We start from the raw sequence: 20,985 nt of genomic DNA on the forward strand, positions 1-20,985 counted from the left end.
CACTTCCGAGCATTGCACAAAGTTTGCCCGCTGATCGTTCCTCGTGGGAAAATGCAGCACTGCACACCGTAGCGTCACGGTGCTGCCTAAGCCGTGCAAAGCTTTCCAATTGTTTAGGATTCTCCACCGATAGTGCTGTTTACACTGGAACTTGGCGTGTATTATACAGGCGCGCTGGAACCCTACGATTGCCCCATAATTCGTTACTCAGGGCATACGAGCCGACACGAGCCGATATGAAAAAAACACGGCCGATCCTCTGGATTCTGATCATCGCGGCCGTGGCCTCCGCGGGTTACTATGGTTGGCAAAAATACGGCTCGCCCGAGGCCGGAAAAGCCCAGACAGCGCAGAAAGGTCCGCCGCGTGCGCCCGCCGTTCCCGTCAGCGTCGCGCCGGTCCAGACGGCCGATTTCCCGGTTTACCTGACCGGTCTCGGCACGGTTCAGGGTTTCAACACCGTCCAGGTCCGCACCCGGGTCGACGGCCAGATAGACAAGCTCGAATTCAAAGAGGGCCAGATCGTCAAGGAAGGTGACATTCTGGTCTCGATCGATCCCCGTCCCTACCAGGCCGCGCTCGACCAGGCCAAGGCCAAGAAGGCGCAGGACGAGGCCAATCTGGCCAATGCCAATCTCGAGCTCCAGCGCGCCATGAAGCTCGGCGAATTCGCGACCGCGCAACGGGTCGACACCCAGCGCTCCACCGTCGCCCAGCTCACCGCGCAGATCGCTGCCGACGAGGCCGCGATCGACAACGCCCAGACCCAGCTCGACTACACCCAGGTCAAGTCGCCGATCACCGGCGTCGCGGGACTGCGCCAGGTCGACATCGGCAACATCGTCAACGCGTCCTCGCAGACCGGCATCGTCATGATCTCGCAGGTCGAGCCGATCTCGGTGATCTTCACCGCGCCGGAGGACCAGCTTCCCTATATCAGCGAGGGCCAGAAGGCCGGCGCGCTCAAGGTGATCGCCTTCACCACCGACGGCAAGAAGACGCTGGCCGAGGGCAAGCTCGCGGTCATCAACAACCAGGTCGACACGAGCAGCGGGACTATTCGGCTCAAGGCGGTGTTCGACAACAAGGACCACGCGCTGTGGCCGGGCCAGTCGGTGTCGACGCGCCTCTTGGTGCGGACGCTGAAGGATGCGACCGTGGTCCCGGATGACGCGGTTCAGCATTCCACCAACGGCCTCTACGCCTATACCGTCAACCAGGACAACAAGGCCGAAGTGCACAAGATCAAGGTCAGCTACGCCATCGACGGACGTTCGGTCGTGGACGAAGGCTTGAGCCCCGGCCAGCAAGTCATCACCGGCGGTCAATTCAAGGTGCAGCCCGGAAGCCTCGTCTCGACGACGGTGGCGAGCTCGGATCCGGCCCAGAACAAGGTACGACGGGAATGACCGAGGGCGGGATTTCGGCACCTTTCATCCGTTATCCCATCGGCACCTCGCTGCTGATGGCCGGCATTCTCTTTGTCGGTCTCGTTGCCTACCCCCTGCTGCCGGTCGCGCCGCTGCCGCAGGTGGACTTCCCGACCATCCAGATCACCGCCAATTTGCCGGGCGGCAGCCCCGAGACCATGGCCTCATCGGTGGCGCAGCCGCTGGAGCGCCAGTTCGCGCAGATTCCCGGCATCGCCCAGATGACCTCGACGAGTTATCTCGGCACCGCCTCGATCACCATCCAGTTCGATCTCAACCGCAGCATCGACGGCGCCGCCAACGACGTGCAGGGCGCGATCAACGCCGCCAGCGGCCAGCTGCCGAAAAACCTGCCCTCGCCGCCGACCTACCGCAAGGTCAACCCGGCCGACGCGCCGATCCTGCTGCTGTCGGCAACGTCCGAGACGCTGCCCCTGACCACCGTCAGCGATGCCGTCGACGCCCAGCTCGCCCAGCAGATCAGCCAGCTCTCCGGCGTCGCCCAGGTCTTCATCGGCGGCCAGCAGAAACCCTCGATCCGCATCCAGGTCGATCCGGCAAAGCTGGTGGCCAAGGGCCTGTCGATGGAGGACGTGCGCAGCCAGATCGCGATCACCACGGTCGACAGCCCCAAGGGCAATATCGACGGCGAGAAGCGCGCCTACACGATCTACGCCAACGACCAGCTGACCCAGTCCAAGGACTGGAACGACGTCATCATCGCCTATCGCAACGGCGGCCCGTTGCGAATCCGCGACATCGGCCAGGCGGTCAGCGGCGCCGAAGACGCCAAGCAGGCCGCCTGGGCCAACGGCAAGCGCGGCGTGTTCCTGGTGATCTTCAAGCAGCCGGGCGCCAACGTCATCGAGACCGTCGACAGGATCAAGGCGACCTTGCCACGCCTCGTGGCGGCGATCCCACCCGCGATCAAGATCGAGCTCATCAGCGACCGCACCACCACCATCCGCGCCGCGGTCGAGGACGTGCAGTTCACGCTGCTCCTGACCATCGCGCTCGTGGTCATGGTCATCTTCATCTTCCTGCGCAGCTTCTGGGCGACGGTCATTCCCACCGTCACGGTTCCGCTGGCGCTGCTGGGCGCCTGCGCCCTGATGTGGGTGTTCGGCTATTCGCTCGACAATCTGTCGCTGATGGCGCTCACCATCGCGGTCGGATTCGTCGTCGACGATGCCATCGTGATGCTGGAAAACATCACGCGCTACATCGAGGAAGGCGAATCGCCGATGGCGGCGGCCTTCCGCGGTTCCAAGGAAATCGGCTTCACCATCGTGTCGATCAGCGTCTCGCTGGTCGCGGTGCTGATCCCGCTGCTGCTGATGGGCGGCATCATCGGCCGCCTGTTCCGCGAATTCGCCGTCGTGCTGGCGATGACGATCTTCGTCTCGATGTTCGTGTCGCTGACGCTGACGCCGATGATGGCCTCGCGCTTCCTGCGCGCCCATGGCGAGGTGACCCACGGCAAGTTCTACCAATGGAGCGAGCGCGCCTTCGACGCCATGCTGCGCGGCTACGAATATGGGCTCGACCATGCGCTGGCCTGGCGGCGCACCACGCTCGTGATCTTCTTCGCCACGCTCGGCCTCTCGGTCTACCTGTTCGTGCTGATCCCGAAGGGCTTCTTCCCGCAGCAGGACGTCGGCCTGATCACCGCAACCTCCGAAGCCTCGCAGGACATTTCGTTCAAGGAGATGCAGCGGCGGCAGGTCGAGCTCGGCAAGATCGTGATGGAGGATCCCGACGTCGCCACCATCGCGATGAACATCGGCGGCAGCGGCCGCGCCGGCAACAACGGCAACATGTTCATCACCCTGAAGCCGCGCAACGAGCGCGAGGCCTCGGCGCAGCAGATCATCGCGCGGCTGCGTCCCAAGCTCGAGAAGGTGTCCGGCGCCCGCCTCTACATGCAGGCGGCGCAGGACGTCCGGCTCGGCGGCCGGCCGACGCGTACGCAGTTCGAGTTCACCCTGCAGGACGCCGATCTCGCCGAGCTCAACGACTGGGCGCCGAAAATCCTAGCCAAGATGCAGACGCTGCCGGAGTTGCGCGACGTCGCGACCGACCAGCAGACCCAGGGCACCACGGTCCAGCTCAAGATCAACCGCGACACCGCCTCGCGCTACGGCATCCAGCCGCAGCTGATCGACGACACGCTGTATGACGCGTTCGGACAGCGGCAGGTGACGCAGTATTTCACCCAGCTCAACACCTACAAGGTGATCCTCGAGATCCTGCCGGAGATGCAGGGCAGCCTCGACAGCCTGGACAAGCTGTACCTGAAATCGCCGCTGACCGGCGACCAGGTGCCGCTCTCGACGTTTGCGACCTGGACCACCGATCCGGTCCGCCCGCTCTCGATCAGCCACCAGGGCCAGTTCCCGGCGATCACGATCAGCTTCAACCTCGCCCAGGGCGTCGCGCTCGGCCAGGCCACCGAGGCCGTGCAGAAGGCGATGGCCGATCTCGGCGCGCCGCCGACGCTGAACTCGAGCTTCCAGGGCACCGCGCAGGCGTTCCAGCAGTCGCTCGGCACCGTGCCGCTCTTGATCCTCGCCGCGCTCGTCGTGGTCTATCTGATCCTCGGCATCCTCTACGAGAGCTACATCCATCCGATCACGATTCTGTCGACCCTGCCCTCGGCCGGCGTCGGCGCGCTCGCGATCCTGATGGCGGCCGGCTTCGACTTCAGCCTCATCGCGTTGATCGGCATCATCCTCCTGATCGGCATCGTGAAGAAGAACGGCATCATGATGGTCGACTTCGCCATCGCCGCCGAGCGCGACGAGCACAAGACGCCGGCGGAATCGATCCGTCAGGCCGCACTGCTGCGCTTCCGCCCGATCATGATGACGACGATGGCCGCGCTGCTCGGCGGCGTGCCCTTGATGCTCGGCCACGGCACCGGCGCCGAAATCCGCCAACCGCTCGGCTACGCCATGGTCGGCGGCCTGATCGTCAGCCAGGCGCTGACGCTGTTCACCACCCCGGTGGTCTATCTCTATCTCGATGAGCTCAACAACTGGTTCTCGGGCTGGGGCCGCACGGGTGACGGCGAAGGCCACGAGACGCCAGAGCACGGCAGCGTCAAGCAAGCCGCCGAGTAAGCTTGCGTCGCGGCTCCCGCGACGCTACAGCGAGACCCCTGGTTCACGCCAACGCGGTTTCGCCATGCTCATGCAATCCAGACTTGTCGCCCTCGCCGCTGCTGTCCTGTTGTCGACGGGTGCCGCGCATGCCCAGCAGGGCGCCAAGAAGAACGCAGCCCCTGCCCCAGCCGCCGCCGCACAGCCCGCCGCCGCACAACCCGCTCCCGCCCCGACGCAGCAACCGGCAGAAGGCACCCCGGGGCAGCCGGGCTGGATCGTCCGCTGCACCAGCGCCAGCCGCGATGCGCCGCTCGAATGCGCGATGGAGCAGAACGCGGTGCTGACCAAGACCGGCCAGACCGTCGTCCTCATCAACATCCGCATCGCACCCGACACCCGCACGCCGATCGCGCTGCTGCAATTGCCGCTCGGCCTCAACCTGCCCGTCGGCGCCAAGCTCCAGGTCGACGAGGGCAAGTCGTTCGACCTCCAGATCCAGACCTGCGAGAACCGCGGCTGCTACGCCTCGACGCCGATCGCGGCGGACCTGCTCGCGGCCCTGCGCTCGGGCAAGCAGCTCAAGGTCTCCTTCCAGAACATGGCCAAGGAGACGATCGCGATCCCGATGCCGCTGAACGATTTCGCGGCGGCCTACGACAAGATCAAGTAAGGGGCGCTGTCATCGCCCGCGAAGGCGGGCGATCCAGTACGCCGCGGCAGCTCGACTCTAGCCGCGCTGGCTCGGAGTACTGGATGCCCCGCCTCCGCGGGGCATGACACCGGTTTTCCCTCACTGCCGCGCCATCTGCGCATTGCCGACGGCATCGCCGTCGAGCTTCTGGTCGTGGTGCATGGTGACGGTGACGCGCTGCAGCCTTCCCTCGAATTCGAACGGCGCCTCGTAATGCGAGACCGGGCTGCCGCGGTCGCGGCCGATGTCGAGGCCGGACCACGAGATCAGCGTGTGGAAGCCGAGCTGGGTCTGGAGCGAGCCGGCCTTCTCGCCGTCGATCAAAAGCGTATATTCGGTGACGCCAGTGCGCGAGCCCTTGGCGGGCGGCTCCTTGCGCACGAGGCGCTCGACGTGCACGCCGAGCCGGCGCGCGCCTGACGGCACCTTGCGATCCGACCGCACGATCTGGTGGCTGCCGCCGATGTTGAGGTCGTGCACGAGGTGACCATCCTTGACGTAGAGGCTGTAGCCGGACGTCGCATCGCCATGCGAGATCAGCACGCCGTCGGCCCCCCGCTCCTCGATCTCGACATGCGCCTCGATCGTGTAGCTGCGGCTGCGCACGTCGGGCGCGACGTCGGTCGGCACGTGGCCCATGCCGGCATGGAAGACGAAATGATGGCGCGCGCCGTGGAAGCGCGCGGCATTCTCGGCAAAGCGCGGCCCGAAGCGGTCGTCGAGCGGCAGCACCTTGTGCTTCTCGGCTTCGTCCCACCATGTCGCAATCATCTTTGCCAGCCGCTCCGGCTCTTTGAGCGCGAGGTCATTGGTCTCAGAGAAATCCTCGTCGAGATGGAAAAGCTCCCATTTGTCGTTCCCGAACGGTGTGCCCGATGGATGAAAGGCGACGGCCTTCCATCCGGCCTGCCAGAGACCGCGATGACCGAACATCTCGAAATATTGCGGCGAGCTTTTTGAGGGCGCGGCCGCATCATTGATCGAGCGCGCGAAGCTCTCGCCTTCCAGCGGCATCTGCCGGCAGCCCATGATCATGCTCGGCAACTCGATGCCGATCAGCTCCAGCAGCGTCGGCGTGAGATCGCAGGCGTGCACGAATTGGTGCCGCAGCTCGCCTTTCGCCGCGATGCGCTTCGGCCAGTTGATGACGAAGGGATCGCGGATGCCGCCGCCATGGGTGTTCTGCTTGTAGCGGCGCAGCGGCGTATTGGACGCCATCGCCCAGCCATGCGGGAAATTGCTGTGGGTGTCGGGCCCGCCGATGTCGTCGATGCGGGCGAGTTTTTCGGCGATCGGCTCCGGCTTGAAGTTGAACGGCCCCATCGCGTTGACAAAGCCGAGCGGCCCGCCCTCCTGGCTCGCGCCATTGTCGGACATCACGATGATGACCGTGTTGTCGCGGATGCCGGCTGTGTCCAGGAACGCGACGAGGCGTGCAAGATGCCGATCGGAATGGTCGAGCATGCCAGCGAAGGCCGCCTGCAGGCGGGTGAAGACGCGGCGCTCGTCGGCCGAATGCTCGTCCCATGCTTTCACCCCATCGTTGCGCGCCGGCATCCGCGTGTCCGGCGGCACCAGTCCCATCGCCTTCTGGCGCGCGAGACGCTGCTCGCGCTCGACGTCCCAGCCGTGCGCGAAGGCAGCATCATAGCTCCTGATGATATCAGCGGGCGCCTGATGCGGCGCGTGACAGGCGCCGAGCGCGATCCAGGTGAGCCAGGGAATCTCCGGCCGATCGGCCTGGTGGTCGCCGATGAAGCGGATGGCCTGGTCGATCAGGTCCTCGGTCAGATGATAGCCGTCGGCATAAGTGCCCGGCGGATCAATATGCGTGTTGTCGGAGACGAGCTCAGGCGCGTACTGATCGGTCTCGGCATCGAGGAAGCCGTAGAAGCGGTCGAACCCGCGCCCTAAAGGCCAGCCGTCGAACGGGCCGGTGGCGCCGCTCTCGGTCAGCGGCGTGACGTGCCATTTGCCGACCATGTAATTGCGATAGCCGTGCACGCGCAGCATCTCGGCGAGCGTTCCCGCCTCGCGCGCGATCTTGCCGCGGTACCCGGGATAGCCCGAGTCGAAATTGGCGAGACAACCGACGCCGACCGAATGATGGTTGCGCCCGGTCAGCAGCGCCGCGCGCGTGGTCGAGCACATCGCCGTGGTGTGGAAGCCGGAGTAACGCAGGCCCTCCGCGGCGAGCCTGTCAATGGTCGGCGTCCTGATCGCCGAGCCGTAGCAGCCGAAATCGGAGAAGCCGACGTCGTCGAACAACACGACGAGGATGTTCGGCGCGCCCTCGGGCGGCTTCACGGCCTCCGGCCACCAGGGTTTTGACTCCGCAACCGTCTTGCCGACGATGCCGCGGAACGGCGCGGTGCTGCCTGCGCTCATCTGCTCCTCCCTGACCCGGCTCTCGCGGTTGACCCGCAGCTTGGCCGTGGCTAAAACTATAATCCGAATTATGGTTATGATTTAGGCCGGATGCAAGCACGGATGAGGCCACGTTCAGAGCCCGAAGTTCGCGACTTCGACCTGCCCGGCGTCGCCCCGTCGCGCCAGAAGCGCAGCCGCGAGACCACGCTGGCGCTGCTGCGCGCCGGCGCCGACATGCTGCGGACTCGCGGCCTTGCCGAGCTCTCGATCGAGGCGCTCTGCACCGAGGTCGGCGCCACCGTCGGCGCCTTCTACAGCCGCTTCGAGAGCAAGGAGGCCTATTTCAACGCGCTGATGGCGCTCGCCGCGCGCGACGGCGAGCAGCGGCTTAGTGAAATCAGGCGACCGTCGCCCGATACGAGCCTCGACAAGCTCTGCCATCTGATCGTCGGTGGCATCATCGCCTGGATGCGCAACCATGAAGGCGTGCTGCGCGCCGCGCTCCAGCACGACGACACCCGCCCGGACAAGTGGACACCGTTCAAGGCGCTGGCGAAAGCCACGACCGAACGCGCTACCCCTCTCCTGCTCCCGGCCATGGGCAGGGGTCGCAAGGCAGCAAAGACCCGCACCATCGCCTTCGGCTTCCAGGTCGTGCTGGGCACGCTGGTGAACGCGATCCTCAACGATCCCGGGCCGCTGTCGCTTGCATCGAAAGAGATGGAGACGCGGCTCGCCGGCTGCCTGTTGCTGCTGCTCCAGGCGGAGCTCGGTCAGTCCACCCCGAGATAGGCCTTCTGCACCTGCGGGTCCTCTGCAAGCGCGGCCGCCGTGCCGGACAGCACGCTCTTGCCGACCTGGAGCACGGTGGCAAAGTCCGAGACTTCCAGCGCGAGCTCGATCGACTGCTCGGCGAGCAGGATGGTCAGGCCCTCGCGATGCAGGCGGCCAAACGTCTCGTACATGGATTCGACCACCGCCGGCGCGAGGCCGAGCGAGGGCTCGTCGAGCATCAACAGCTTCGGGTCGCTCATCAACGCGCGACCGACCGCGAGCATCTGCCGCTCGCCGCCGGACATGGTGCCGGCGCGCTGGTTGCGGCGCTCTTTCAGGCGCGGAAAGATTTCGTAGACGCGTTCGAGCAGCGTGGCCTGGCGCGACCTGTCGTGCAGCGGCGTCGCACCGAGCAGCAGATTGCTCTCGACGCTCTGCTGCACGAACAGCCGCCAGCCTTCCGGCGACAGCGCGAGCCCCTTGCGCACGATCGCAAAGGCCTTCTGGCCGGCGATCTCTTCGCCGCGAAAGCTGATCTTGCCGGAATGCACAGGAATGAGGCCGGCGATCGCGTTCAGCGTCGTGGTCTTGCCGCCGCCATTGGAGCCGAGCAGCGCGACGACCCTGCCTTCGGGCACCTCCAGCGACACGTCGGAGACGCCGATGAGGTCGCCGTAGCGCACGTCGAGGTGCTCGATCCGCAGAAGCGCTCCGCTCATAGGTCCGGCCCGCCCATCAGCTCGACCGGCGTATGGCCTGCGGCAGCCTTGGCTGCGCGCGTGCCGAGATAGGCCGCGATCACCGCCGGGTTCGACGTGACCTCGCGCGGCGAGCCGCGGGCGATCTCCTTGCCCTGATGAAACACCATCACGCGGCTCGCCAGCGACATGATCACTTCCATGATGTGCTCGACGATGACGAGCGTGATGCCGGAGCGGTGGATGTCGCGGACGAGATCGATCGCGAGCTTCACCTCGTTCGCATTGAGGCCGGCCATGGCCTCGTCGAGCAGCAGCACCTTCGGCTCGGTCGCAAGCGCGCGGGCAATCTCCAGCCGCTTGCGGCCGGGTGTGCCGAGCGAGCGCGCCGGCGCATCCGCAAGGCGGCTCATGCCGACGCGCTCCAGCACGGCATGCGCTTTCGCTTCGGCCTCCTTGCGATGCGAGGTGCGGAGGAACGCGCCGATCATGACGTTCTCGAGCACCGTCATGCCCTCGAATGTCTGCGGCACCTGGAAGGTGCGGGCAAGGCCGAGGCCGGCGCGCTGCTCCGGCGTGAAGCCGGTGATGTCGCTCCCCGCGAACAGCACGCGGCCGGAGGTGGCCTGGAGGTCGCCGGTGAGGCAATTGAAGAAGGTGGATTTTCCGGCGCCGTTCGGGCCGATCAGGCCGAGAATGTCGCCCTGCTCCAGGGTCACGGAGGCATCGTCCACCGCCTTGAAGCTGCCGAATGCCTTTGTGATCCCGCGCGCTTCAAGGAGCATGGCCCGCTCCCTTGTCCGTCTTGTGTTTGCTCCGTCCCATGAACAGGCTGAGCAGGCCGCCGGGCTGGAAGCGCGCGATCAGCACGATGATCGCGCCATAGACCACGAAGGTCAGGCCGGCGCCCTTGCCGCCGAGCCAGCTGTTCGAGATCTCCTCCAGCGGCACCAGGATCGCGGCGCCTACCAGCGGGCCGAACAGCAGCCCTGCCCCGCCCAGCGCCGCCATGATCAGGATCTTCACCGAGATCAGGATGCCGAGGCCAGACTCGGGATCGACAAAGCCGAACATCATCGCGTAGAGCGCGCCGGCGACGCTCGTCAGCGCCGCGCTCAGCATGTAGGCGTAAAGTTTCGTGCGGCTCGCCGGCGCGCCGAGCGAGCGCGCGGCACGTTCGGAATCCTTGATTGCGCGCAGGTAAAATCCCATCCGGCTGTTGGTCATCCACCAGGTGATCAGCAGCGTGATCACGAGGACGGCGAGGAAGAGATAGTAATACGGCAGCGACGACAGGAAGGAGAGATCGAAAATATTGCGCGGTACGGCTGGCCCCGAGAGACCAACGGCCGCGCCCAGCCATTCGGTGTTGGTGACGATCAGCCGCATGGTCTCGGCGACGGCAATCGTCGCCATGCTGAAATAATGGCCCGACAGCCGCAGCGTCGGCACGCCGACGATGGCGGCGAGCCCGACCGCCAGCACGATGCCGCCGGGGATGCCGAACAGCGGCGACAGGCCGAATTTGGCGTAAGACCCCATCGCGGCATAGGCGCCGCAGCCGAAGAACACGACATGGCCGACCGAGACCTGCCCGGCATAGCCGCCGACGATGTTCCAGGCGGATGCCGCGATGGCATAGAGCAGCACCAGCGCGCCGAGGCGCTGCTGGAACGGCGAGGACAGCAGCAGCGGATAGGCGATCGCGAAGGCCGCGACGGCCGAGAGCCAGATCCAGCGCCGCATCACATCTTCCCCATCAGGCCCTGAGGCCGGAACCAGAGGAAGAACAGGAACAGCACGTAGACGACGATGTCCTTGTAGACCGCGCCGATCAGATAGCCCGATAGCGACTCGATGACGCCGATCAGGAGCCCCGCGACGAGCGCACCCGGCACGCTGCCGAAGCCGCCGAGCGACACCGTGACGAAGGCGACGATGGCAAGCGTCTCGCCGACGGTCGGCACGATGTAGAAGAAGTTCGCGATCAGCGCGCCGGCGAGCCCCGTGGCGCCCGCCGCGATCGCCCAGGCGATCGCCTGCATGCTGTCGGGCCGGATGCCCATGAGTTGGGCCGCGGTCTGGTCCTCCGCCACCGCCAGCATCTTCGAACCGAGCGAGGTGCGCGTCAGCAAGAGATGCAGGCCGAGCGTCACCAGCAGCGCAACGACGCCGGCCAGCAGCCGCGAGGCTTCGATGCGCAGGCCCGCAAATGCATAGGTGCCGCCGACGATGTTCGGCGGCATCGACAGGAAATTGGCGCCGAACCACCAGAACACGGAATAGCGCAGCAACAGCGCAAGCCCGAAGGTGCCGAGGATCTGGGCCAGCATCGGCCCCTTCATGATGTCGCGGATCAGGCCGAAATAGACCACGACGCCCAAGGTCGCGAGCACGAGCATCGCCAGCGGCGCGCCGACGATGGGCCCTCCTCCCATCAGCGTGTAGACGACATAGGCGACGTACATGCCGAGCATGACGAAGTCGCCATGCGCGAAATTGACGATGTTCATCATGCCCCACACCAGCGTGAGGCCGGACGAAAACAGGGCGTAGACGGCGCCAAGCAGAAGCCCGCCGACGATCACCTGCACGAGGACGAAGGACATGAGCCGCGTTGCTCTGATCAAATCATCTTGGGACAGGCGGGGCGCGCGGCCCCGCCTTCAAAAAATCTCACCAGCCCTTGTAGGGCAGCACCGGCGGCTTCTCGGCATTGGCCTTCGGCCACACCGCGACATAGTTCTCGCCGTCCTGGAGCTGGATGATGGCGCCGGAGGCGAGGATGTTCTGGCCCTTGTCGTCGAACTTGACGCCCTTGTAGCCGATCATGAGCTGCTCGGGCTTCAGGTCCGTCGCCTTCAGCGCCGCCTGGATCTTGGCAGGCTCGGTCGAGCCGGCGCGGTCGATGGCGTCGGCCAGCACGAAGAAGCCTTGCATCTGCCGGGCGACCGTGTCGTCCATGTCCTCGCCGCTCTTCTTTTTGTACATGTCGGCGATGATCGCGGACGGCGAGCCCGAGGGACCAACGACCCAGGACGAGCGGTTGAAGACGCCTTGCGAGATCTTGCCGACCGCCTTGGTGAAGGACGGATCGGAATAGCCGGCATCGTCGGCGAGCAGCACGGGCGGCTTGTAGTCGAGCGACTGCATCGTCTTGGCGAACAGGATCGCGTCCGACGTGTAGCTGATCATGATGACGACGTCGGGCTTCTTGTCCTTGAGCTGGAGCACCTGCCCCTGCACGTCAGTCGCGTTGACGGGATAGGCGACGTCGAGCGCGATCGGCTGGCCCTTGTCCTTGAAGGCGCCGGCGATCGTGTTCGCGACCGAGGTGCCGTATTCGGTGTTGTCGTGAACGATCGCGACGCTCTCGGTCTTGGCCCCCTGCGCCTTGATGTCGGCGAGGAAGTCGACATAAATTTTGGCAAAGTCGGTGGCGATCGGCGTAGTCCGGAAGAACCATTTGAAGCCGCGCTCGGTGAGATTGGCGGCAACCGACTCGGAATTGAGGAATGGCACGCCGTATTTCTCGGCGATCGCGCTCGAGGTCAGCGTCACGCCGGACTGATAGGAGCCGAACACGGCCGCGACCTTCTCTTCCGTGATCAGGCGCAGCGCCTGGTTCTGGCCCGTTGCCGGGTTGCCCTGGTTGTCGGCGATGATCACTTCGACCTTGGCGCCGCCGAGGCCGGCAAGGCCCGCGTTCTTCGCCAGCGGGAAATTGCCGAGCTCGGGATGAGCGTTGTTGATGATGTCGGTTGCGACATCGAGCGCCGCCTTGGCGTGCGCGCCGATCGAGGCGGTGCCGCCGGACATCGGCATGATCACGCCGATCTTGACGACCTTGTCCTGCGCCTGCGCGGCGGACACCAGCGCAAGCGACATCGCGGCTACGCAAAGCAGCCCGGTGACATGCTTCAAATTCATGAAATCAGACCTCCCAAAGGGTTTCCCCGACCAAGGTTTTTTGGAAGCCGTGGCTAAGTGCCCGCTTCCGTTTGTTTATGCCTGGCCATGGGAGGATGGCATGGCGGCCGGACACCGGCAAGGTGCAACGGGGTGAGACGATGCTGCGCGCGGAGTAACCCGCATTCTATCTGGCGTCGTTCGATATTTCCCCGACAACCGCCACGTGAACGCAGCTGTCGCCGTGGCAATCCCGGCGCCGTTGCTGCGGCACAAAACGCACCAAGCACCGTGACGCCGGTTCGCTGGTAGCCCGTTCCGCGGCATGCGGGAGCACGCCCCTGCGCCTCACCGAGACGAGGCTTTCCGAGACAAGTCGTCGCGCCAGTCTATCCGGCTGTAGCTTGAGTCCGCTCCGACGGCAATGTAAGGTTGCATTTTTCGGGAGGTTCATTTGAGCACGAGACTTTCATTGCTTTGCGTTCACGGCGTCGGCCATGCCGAGATCGACGCCGAGTTTCGAAAATCTTGGTCCGAGGCGATCATACGCGCGGTCCAGTCGGTCGATCAGAGCCTCAACCCGGCCATCGACTTCCTCTCCTATGACGAGCTGTTCGACAAGAACCCGCCGAACCTCGTCACCTACGGCGTCGCACTGGCAAAGCTGCTGGCAAGCGCGACCGTCCACGGAATCGGAGATCTCGTCGCGGGCACGCGCAGCCTCGAAGACGTCCCGACCCTGATCAGATGGACCGCGGGCATGGTCGCCCAGTGGTCGGTGGATGAGCAGTTGCAGACCACGCTCCGCAGCACTGTGCTCGACAAGCTGAAGAGCGGCAATTACGACGTCGTCCTCGCTCACAGCCTCGGCTCGCTGATCTGCTACGACACGTTCGTGCGCAATCCGAATGCGATCAAGGACAAGGTCTTCGTTACGTTCGGCTCGCAGATCGGCAATCCCGCGGTGCGCGACATCTTCGCCGGCCGCATCAAGGACCTTCCCTGCCGGAAATGGTACCACCTGTTCAACCGGGAAGATCGCGTCCTCACCTACCCGCTCGAGATCGCCGCGGACAATTTCCAGCAGGTGCTGACGCCGTTCGACGTCCCCAACGACGTCTTGAATCACAACGCGACCTGGTACCTTTCGCGTCCCGAGACCGTCGCCACCGTCTGGCACGACGTGGTCCCGGTGCCGACATCGCGCTCGATCGTCGGCGCCGTGCGCGAGGTCGCGCGCATCGATGCAAGGCCGACCCGCCGCGCCCTCTTGATCGGCATCAACGACTATCCCGATCCTGCCAACCGGCTCGAAGGCTGCGTCAACGACGTGTTCCTGATGAGCTCGGTGCTCCAGGAAAGCGGTTTCAAGGCCGACGAAATCCGCGTCGTGCTCAACGAGCGCGCGACGACGCAAGGCATCATGGAGCGCCTGCACTGGCTGCTCGACGGCGTGCGCAAGGACGACGAGCGCATGCTGTTCTACTCGGGTCACGGCGCCCAGATGCCCAGATACAGTCCGGCCGGCACGCCGGATCGCGTCGACGAGTGCCTGGTGCCCTATGATTTCGACTGGACGCCCGAGCACGCCATCCTGGACCGCCAGTTCGCCCAGCTCTATTCGCAGCTGCCGTACGACAGCTATTTCGTCGCGATGCTCGATTGCTGCCATTCCGGCGGCATGACACGCGACGGCGGCCCGCGCATCCGTGGCCTCACGCCGCCCGACGATATCCGTCACCGGGCGCTGCGATGGGAGGCGAGCGAAGGCATGTGGGTGCCGCGCGACTTCAAGCCGCTGAACGAGAGCCTGAGCAAGCGCAGGAACGGCGCCGACTATGTCGGCCGCAACGGGGCGACGCAGCGGCTCGGGCGCGGCATGGCGCTCCGCACCAAACCCGACAAGGACTACAACAAGATAAGAGCCGAGCTCGGACATCACGGCCCTTATCTGCCGATCCTGCTCGAGGCCTGCCAGGAGGAGCAGCTCTCCTACGAATATCGCGACGGCGTGACGTCGTACGGCGCCTATACGTTCTGCATGGCAAAGGTGTTGCGGGAGCAGCGCGATGGCGGTACCAATCCGTCGTTCCAGGAATTGAGCGATCTGGTTGCGGCCAAGCTCCGCCGCCTCAAATACAGCCAGACCCCCAACCTCGTCGGCGCCAGGGAACAGCTCAAGGCGAAAATTCCATGGAGCGTAGCCGAGGCAGGTCGAGGCGAGCGGCGCGCGCCGAGAAAGCGCGCCGTCAAGCGCGGCCGGAAGCGGCGCGGCTGATCGCCCCGCGCCAGCCAGTCGAGGCATTGTGCCAATCGGGATCGCGAGGTTCGTCGGGCAAAGCCTGCCCGACAGCCGCCTCAACCGGCCGCCTTGCGCTACGGCGAGTGCGCCTGAAGCAGCGTCGTGAAGCCGCCATAGATCATGCGCTTGCCGTCGAACGGCATGTCGCCGCCCTTCAGCCGCGCATCCGCCATCACCTTCTTGTTGACGGCATCGCGGGTCTCGCGATCGCGGTAGATGATCCAGGAGAACACGACCACCTCGTCCTCCTTCGCCATCACCGCGCGCGGAAACGAGGTCAGCTCGCCATAGGGCACGTCGTCGCCGATGCACTCGATATAATCGAGTGCGCCGTGCTCCATCCAGACCGCGCAGGCCGTTCGCGCCAGCGCCTTGTAGGCCTCGATCTTGTCCTTGGGCACGGCTAGCACGAAACCATCGACATAGCGCATTTCGGATCTCCTTGGGTTGTGTGTCCCAAGGACGATGGAGCCGGCGGCGATCCGACCGGGCTCGGATGAGGCAAACCGTCGCGAGCGGCGGTGCGCGGAGCGAATTTCGCAACCGGGGAGCGGGGTCAAACAGAAGCTGGGAATGCGCCCGGAACTGGCTGGGGAACCTGGACCCTGAGGACCCCCAGCAAAAATTCAACGATTTCAATAACGGCATGAAATAAAACAGCTTTTAACGCTGAACGGTTACGAGTAGTGGTTACGAGTCACGGTTACGAGGACTCGAATGTCGATCGCCACAAACATCCAAAAGCGTCCCGGTCGCACGTCCTACTATGTTCGCGTCGGCGTCCCGCTGAAGCTTCAGCCGGTGCTTAAGCGGAAAGAGATTTGGCAGTCCCTCAAGACCACCGACCCACGGCAGGCGCGCGACAGAGCGGCGCCCGTGATCGCTTCGTTCCGCGCACAGTTCGCTGACCTGGAGCAGCGCCGCGAACCCTCCCCCGCCGATCTCCAGGCCGCCGTGTGGTCGCATTACGAGACCGAGCTGAACCAGGACGCCCAGGCGCGCGCGGCGCTACCGACCGACGCCGCGACCCGGGAAGCTGCGAACACGCTCGCAACCGATATCGAGGCCGGCCGGGTGCCCTGGTCCGCCGACCCCATAGTGCAACTCAATGCGACCATTGAGCTGATCGTCATGAAAGACGCGGCGAAGTTCGACCGCGAGCGCCGCGCCGTTCAGCTTGCCGAGCTTAAGAAGCAGTTGGCGACCGGTGAGACTGCTCTGATCGAATGGAAGGCCGATGAGGTGATCCATAGTGAGCGGCTGCTGATCGCCAAGGGCTCGCCAGCCTATCGTGACCTTTGCCAGCGCTTGCAGCGCGCCCAGGTCGAGGTGCTCGAGCGGGCCGCCGAACGTGATGCCGGCAAGTGGTCCGGCGTGCCCTCTGATCCGATTGTGGTGCCTGCCGACCTAACCCAGGGCAAGCGAGTTGCCGCGCCGGGTGAAACGCTAATGGAACTTTACGACAAGTTCAAAGCCGAGCGGATTGGAGACGCGCGGCCGGACACCTGGGACCAGAACCGCAAGATCGTGAAGCTGTTCGCCGAGTTTGTCGGCGGGGCCTCACACGTCACTACCATCAACCGGAAGGCTGTCCGAAACTGGAAACAGGCCTTGGCGCAATGGCCGGTGAAGGCGGCGGACACCAAGGCATTTCAGGGCATGTCCTTCCGCAAGATCATTGAGGCGAACGAGACGGTCAAAAAGCCCGCGATCAGCCAGAAGAGCGTGAACAAATATCTCGCGGCGCTAGGCAGCTTCGCGCGCTGGCTGCTCCAAAACGAATATATCGACGACGACGTGATGAGCGGCATGTATCTGTCGATCGACAAGCGGCGGAAGAACCGATTCCCGTTCACCGAACAACAGCTACAGACGATCTTCAACTCGCCGCTGTTCGGCTCATGCCTGGGCGACGAAGCCGAGAGCAAGCCCGGCAACGTCGCAGTGAGGGATTGGCGCTACTGGATTCCCTTGATTGCGATCTATTCGGGTGCGCGCCTGGGCGAGCTGTGCCAGTTGCTCACCGAGGACGTCTATCAGCTTCACGGCGCATGGGTCTTCCACATCAGCGACTTGGGTGACGAAGAGAAGTCGACCAAGACAGAAGGCTCAAAGCGCGTGGTGCCGGTGCATTCCAGACTGATCGAGCTGGGCTTCCTCGACTACCATGCAGGCGTAATTGCGCGAGGCGAGGCGCGGCTGTTTCCCCAAGTGGTGCGTGACAAGCGCGGCTATTTCGGCGAGGCCTCAAAGTTCTTCAATGGCTACTTCAAGGCCGTTGGCGTGAAAGTGGACAAGCGCGTCAACTTCCATAGTTTCCGCCACAACGTCGCTGATGCGTTCCGCGCTGCCGGTTACCTGGATGAGCAGCATGGCGTGCTGCTGGGGCACACGAAGGCCAGCACGACGGGGCGCTACGGTGTGCTGAAAGAAGGCCCGCTGCGGGATCGGGTGATGATGATCGAGGCCATTAGCTTCTCTCTTTGATCATGAGAGGATACTGCTGCTGGAAGCTCAAGTCGAACTCTCGCACGTGTCCCAAGGCAGGCGGATCAAATGATAGTCCCTGGGGATCCTCCATCCTTTGATCGCCAACGTTGGCCAACACTTTGATGCGGTCGGTTCTGATCGATGGTGACCACTCCGAATAGAATCCAGATACCCCCGACAGACGAAGCTGTGCGCCTGTCGGCCGCGGAAACTTGACGAAGCGCATGACGTGTTCGAATTTATCAGCTGATAGATGAACGTAGGCCTGGATGCTATCCTCTTGGGTCTGGCGCTCGAAATCCCATTCTGATGTGTAGCCTATCGAGCCCCATAGGCGACAGCGGTCCACATCATCGGCAGACTTGTAGATGAACAATCCAAAATCGGTGATTTGTCGTTGCGTGCCAAACATGGAGTAGAACCCGGCCTGCCTCGCCTCTACCGATGGCCTAAGCTTTCCAAAGATGTGTTCTGACACTTCAGCTTTGCTGGTCTCGGCTTCCTTGTCTTCCGATGTTATCCGGACGTTGCACGACGGGATCAACTCGATGACTTCAAAATACAGACTGTATCCCCAGGGGACCTGATCCGGACCGATTTGCCTTCCTCTGCTATCGAACTCTTTGATCGACCAATCGTAGAGATTATTGTGCTCTCTCTCGGTGCTCAGCACGACGCGGTTCTCGACTCGATAATCCATGGCCCCTCCACATTCCCCCGCGCAATCTAAGCGCGAGGGACGATCTTGGGCAATAGGTAGCAATACTACCGGGATTTCGCCGTTCCGAGTTGCATTGCCGTCACTAGCTCAGCCAGCATCCATTCCGCCGTTCCTTCCGGCGTCTTACCGGGCAGGAGTTTGCACGGTGCGGTTTGGTATTGAGGGTGCTCCAGGTAGACAAACTGACCGTCGAAATACCAATCGGCTGTGAGGCCGGATTTGGGGCCGACCGTCCCCTCTCTATCGTCGCTCATGCAGCTTCCTTCAGGAACTCGTGCGGTCCGAGCACGCCCTCGTCGCGGCACCACGCCTCAACGGTATCGATCTCGCCGGTCGCGGTGATGAAGTTGTTCTCCACAATGGCATAGGACGCCTGAAGGCAATTGGCTCCTCGTGGGCTTAGTTTGCAGATGCGCTGGTGTTCGGAGGCGCGATTGAAGCGACGGCGGGCAGCGGAATACGTGACGGGCTTGAACGGCTCGATAGGCATTCGGTTCTCCATGTCAGTGGTTGGATAATCTCCCCTGAAAATCAGCCCGGCGGGGTGATGCCGCCGGGCTGAGCACTGACAGAGGAGATGCGAACGGCCGCGAAGCCTTTCGCTATTGCCGCCTATAGGCAGGCCGTTGTGGGCATTCGCGAAGATTCTTCGCGGAAATTTTAGGCAGGCTCTTAGTGGCCTTCGCAATGCCCAAGCCGGCGAGCACCTGCTCGATCTCCGCGACGTCGTCGCGGGACGGCTCCTCGCTGTGCATCATGATCGACGGATGGCCGCGCCCGCAATCTGCGCTTGATGCCGGATAGATGTCAGCGGCGCACAACGCGACCTGAATTCGGTTCTCGACCCAGGCGCGCCCCATCACGACATAGGTGTCGGAGCCAGCGCGCGCGTCGGTCAGTGTGCGCACAAGTTGTAAGTAGCGGTCGTCAGCGATCAGCATGGCATTCCCTTTTTAGCCCCACCATTAGCGGTGTGGCGCCACTAGATTCATATTCGCAAGGTGGCGTCAATCCGTAATTTCACGTTCAAGTTGTAAGTCAATACTGACTTATATGGTCGCCGGTCGAGATGAAAACGGTGAATAGCCGCCGGGCGCCGCGGAGGTCCACGGTTCGTTTCGTGTTAGAACGCGCGTCGCCAACAGGTTGAATCAGGGGATATCTTTCTATGCTGGATGGCTGGCCACTCATTGCGCGATTTGTCCTGGGAGGAGTGCTCGCGGCGATCGGCGTTGTCGCAGCAACGATGGCGACAGCGATACTGAAGGAAGCGTGGGATTCTTGGAAAGCGAAATCTCAGCCGACGGTCACCTCAGCAAGTCCGTCTATAGGGAGCCCAGCAGCTCTTCTGTTCAAATGCGAACTTGCCAAGCTTCCCTCAACCGTCCCGCCGTCGGGTCGGGTGTCCACGATGGATATCGTCAGCAAGCTTGAGATGGGCGCCGAGCCGTGGGGCCTCGGCACACGCCACGGTCAACCAGGAGAAAAGTGGGAATGGTTCAAAGACGGCGAGATTTCGCTGGTCTCACGCTGCGACATCACCAACTACGCTGATTTCCCGATCTTCAACGTGGTTATGGTTTTCAAGGAAGAGTTCCGCGCTGCCATGAAGCCCCAGGACAACCCGGCGGCTACAAAATCGGGCGACATCGTTGACAGCTCCGATCGGACGGTCATCATCGACAACATTGACGCCAAGTCCACCTTCACGTTCTACGCTTACAGCCAGAGCCGTTACTTCGTGTCCGTCAAAACACCGACAGCGGTCAACTATCTTCGCGCCGGCAGTGACGCTCGTGAAGAGGCCAAGATCCTGCCGGCGGTTTTCGGATGGATGTCTTTCAGCCCTCGGGAGAGCAATCCAGGGCCGGAGACTCCTCCTCCAGGCGCCACCGTTCACTAGAAAAGCCATCATCGACGCCCTTGACGATAGAGCCGCTTTTGTCCCAAAACGGCGATACGGGGGCGAGACGTTATGGCATTAAAACCTTGCCGCGAGTGCGGCGCGCAGGTGAGCACTACTGCGAAAACTTGCCCTCATTGCGGGGTGAACAGACCTGTAAAATCCTCGGCGTCTTCAGTTGGCTGCCTTGCTGTGCTCGTGATCGCCGGAGTCATCGGTTTGGGTATCGCGCTCGCGCCAGGTCCTACTCCGGAGGAAAAAGCGAGGAGAGACGCTGAGGAGGCATTGCGGAAAGCAAACTTCTCAGCTGACTTCGACACACTCCGCTTGGCCGGAGCAATGGCCGTGGCGTCCGGCGATGCCACTAAGTTCGATATCAGCGGATGGAATAGCAGCCTGGACCTTTACCTTCCCAACCGCCTCGATCTTAAGGCCGCAGCGCTAGCGAACTACTACTGCAACCAGAATTTGAAGCTGAAGTCGTCTAAGTGGAAAGTCCGGGTATATCTCGTCGATGGCGCAGTGGGGGCGGAGTGTCGGCTCTTTTAAAATTGGCTGGTGGTGCACCTCACTGGGTCGGTGTTTAGGGTCCG

19 protein-coding genes are annotated in these 20,985 nt (G+C 63.5%); 8 read left to right on the forward strand and 11 right to left on the reverse strand.

All coding sequences use genetic code 11. The features are described from left to right. Positions 1 to 236 precede the first annotated feature (236 nt). The 3 genes from QA642_RS29555 (at position 237) to QA642_RS29565 (ending at position 5,204) form a co-directional block, all read left to right on the forward strand. A complete protein-coding gene (locus tag QA642_RS29555) occupies positions 237 to 1,409 on the forward strand; it encodes an efflux RND transporter periplasmic adaptor subunit (protein ID WP_283079985.1) in 1,173 nt (390 codons plus the stop codon). Further along, positions 1,406 to 4,552, forward strand: a complete 3,147-nt coding sequence (locus tag QA642_RS29560; protein ID WP_283079986.1) for an efflux RND transporter permease subunit — start codon at positions 1,406 to 1,408, stop codon at positions 4,550 to 4,552. Before QA642_RS29555 ends, QA642_RS29560 begins: the two co-directional genes overlap by 4 nt. Positions 4,553 to 4,616: 64 nt before the next feature. Continuing rightward, positions 4,617 to 5,204 carry an invasion associated locus B family protein gene (locus QA642_RS29565; protein WP_283079987.1) on the forward strand — a complete coding sequence of 196 codons (588 nt, stop codon included), beginning with the start codon at positions 4,617 to 4,619 and terminating at the stop codon, positions 5,202 to 5,204. Positions 5,205 to 5,324: 120 nt separating this feature from the next. Here the strand turns inward: QA642_RS29565 and QA642_RS29570 are convergent, their stop codons facing one another. After that, complete coding sequence (locus QA642_RS29570) at positions 5,325 to 7,613, reverse strand: arylsulfatase (protein ID WP_283079988.1); 2,289 nt, start codon at positions 7,611 to 7,613, stop codon at positions 5,325 to 5,327. 102 nt (positions 7,614 to 7,715) lie between these two features. Here QA642_RS29570 and QA642_RS29575 point away from each other — a divergent pair, with 102 nt between their 5' ends. Next, positions 7,716 to 8,387 carry a TetR/AcrR family transcriptional regulator gene (locus QA642_RS29575; RefSeq protein WP_283079989.1) on the forward strand — a complete coding sequence of 224 codons (672 nt, stop codon included), beginning with the start codon at positions 7,716 to 7,718 and terminating at the stop codon, positions 8,385 to 8,387. Here the strand turns inward: QA642_RS29575 and QA642_RS29580 are convergent. From QA642_RS29580 to QA642_RS29600, 5 genes are all read right to left on the reverse strand, one after another. Then, positions 8,369 to 9,088, reverse strand: a complete 720-nt coding sequence (locus QA642_RS29580) for an ABC transporter ATP-binding protein (protein ID WP_283079990.1) — start codon at positions 9,086 to 9,088, stop codon at positions 8,369 to 8,371. The genes QA642_RS29575 and QA642_RS29580 overlap by 19 nt on opposite strands. Next, complete coding sequence (locus QA642_RS29585; RefSeq protein WP_283079991.1) at positions 9,085 to 9,852, reverse strand: ABC transporter ATP-binding protein; 768 nt, start codon at positions 9,850 to 9,852, stop codon at positions 9,085 to 9,087. The genes QA642_RS29580 and QA642_RS29585 overlap by 4 nt, the downstream gene beginning before the upstream one ends. Beyond that, positions 9,842 to 10,813, reverse strand: coding sequence for a branched-chain amino acid ABC transporter permease (locus QA642_RS29590; RefSeq protein WP_283079992.1), 972 nt, complete (start codon positions 10,811 to 10,813; stop codon positions 9,842 to 9,844). Before QA642_RS29590 ends, QA642_RS29585 begins: the two co-directional genes overlap by 11 nt. After that, positions 10,813 to 11,676 carry a branched-chain amino acid ABC transporter permease gene (locus QA642_RS29595; protein WP_283079993.1) on the reverse strand — a complete coding sequence of 288 codons (864 nt, stop codon included), beginning with the start codon at positions 11,674 to 11,676 and terminating at the stop codon, positions 10,813 to 10,815. Before QA642_RS29595 ends, QA642_RS29590 begins: the two co-directional genes overlap by 1 nt. Positions 11,677 to 11,743: 67 nt before the next feature. Then, positions 11,744 to 12,997 carry an ABC transporter substrate-binding protein gene (locus tag QA642_RS29600; RefSeq protein ID WP_283079994.1) on the reverse strand — a complete coding sequence of 418 codons (1,254 nt, stop codon included), beginning with the start codon at positions 12,995 to 12,997 and terminating at the stop codon, positions 11,744 to 11,746. Positions 12,998 to 13,430: 433 nt separating this feature from the next. Here QA642_RS29600 and QA642_RS29605 point away from each other — a divergent pair, with 433 nt between their 5' ends. Beyond that, on the forward strand, positions 13,431 to 15,254 hold the full coding sequence (locus QA642_RS29605; RefSeq protein WP_283079995.1) for a caspase family protein: 1,824 nt from the start codon (positions 13,431 to 13,433) through the stop codon (positions 15,252 to 15,254). 98 nt (positions 15,255 to 15,352) lie between these two features. Here the strand turns inward: QA642_RS29605 and QA642_RS29610 are convergent, their stop codons facing one another. After that, positions 15,353 to 15,709: a DUF1428 family protein gene (locus QA642_RS29610; RefSeq protein ID WP_283079996.1), complete on the reverse strand. Its 357-nt coding sequence runs from the start codon at positions 15,707 to 15,709 to the stop codon at positions 15,353 to 15,355. A gap of 286 nt (positions 15,710 to 15,995) precedes the next feature. On the opposite strand from QA642_RS29610, the gene QA642_RS29615 reads away from it, so the two are divergent. Beyond that, positions 15,996 to 17,765, forward strand: a complete 1,770-nt coding sequence (locus QA642_RS29615) for a site-specific integrase (RefSeq protein WP_283079997.1) — start codon at positions 15,996 to 15,998, stop codon at positions 17,763 to 17,765. Here QA642_RS29615 and QA642_RS29620 read toward each other — a convergent pair. The 4 genes from QA642_RS29620 to QA642_RS29635 all read right to left on the reverse strand — a co-directional run bounded on the left by QA642_RS29620 (position 17,749) and on the right by QA642_RS29635 (position 19,430). Further along, on the reverse strand, positions 17,749 to 18,468 hold the full coding sequence (locus tag QA642_RS29620) for a hypothetical protein (protein ID WP_283079998.1): 720 nt from the start codon (positions 18,466 to 18,468) through the stop codon (positions 17,749 to 17,751). The genes QA642_RS29615 and QA642_RS29620 overlap by 17 nt on opposite strands. Positions 18,469 to 18,533: 65 nt before the next feature. Continuing rightward, positions 18,534 to 18,743, reverse strand: a complete 210-nt coding sequence (locus QA642_RS29625) for a hypothetical protein (RefSeq protein WP_283079999.1) — start codon at positions 18,741 to 18,743, stop codon at positions 18,534 to 18,536. Continuing rightward, positions 18,740 to 18,979 (reverse strand): hypothetical protein, encoded by a 240-nt coding sequence (locus QA642_RS29630; protein WP_283080000.1) that lies wholly within the window; start codon positions 18,977 to 18,979, stop codon positions 18,740 to 18,742. The genes QA642_RS29625 and QA642_RS29630 overlap by 4 nt, the downstream gene beginning before the upstream one ends. Positions 18,980 to 19,091: 112 nt before the next feature. Next, positions 19,092 to 19,430 carry a hypothetical protein gene (locus tag QA642_RS29635; RefSeq protein WP_283080001.1) on the reverse strand — a complete coding sequence of 113 codons (339 nt, stop codon included), beginning with the start codon at positions 19,428 to 19,430 and terminating at the stop codon, positions 19,092 to 19,094. 227 nt (positions 19,431 to 19,657) lie between these two features. Between QA642_RS29635 and QA642_RS29640 the strand changes: the two genes are divergently transcribed. Together QA642_RS29640 and QA642_RS29645 are read left to right on the forward strand one after the other, a co-directional pair. Next, on the forward strand, positions 19,658 to 20,392 hold the full coding sequence (locus tag QA642_RS29640) for a hypothetical protein (RefSeq protein ID WP_283080002.1): 735 nt from the start codon (positions 19,658 to 19,660) through the stop codon (positions 20,390 to 20,392). Between the two features lie 219 nt (positions 20,393 to 20,611). Then, positions 20,612 to 20,941 carry a hypothetical protein gene (locus tag QA642_RS29645; protein WP_283080003.1) on the forward strand — a complete coding sequence of 110 codons (330 nt, stop codon included), beginning with the start codon at positions 20,612 to 20,614 and terminating at the stop codon, positions 20,939 to 20,941. The last annotated feature ends 44 nt before the right edge of the window (positions 20,942 to 20,985 follow it).

Source organism: Bradyrhizobium sp. CB2312 (genome assembly GCF_029714425.1).
In the GTDB taxonomy this organism is placed as follows: domain Bacteria; phylum Pseudomonadota; class Alphaproteobacteria; order Rhizobiales; family Xanthobacteraceae; genus Bradyrhizobium.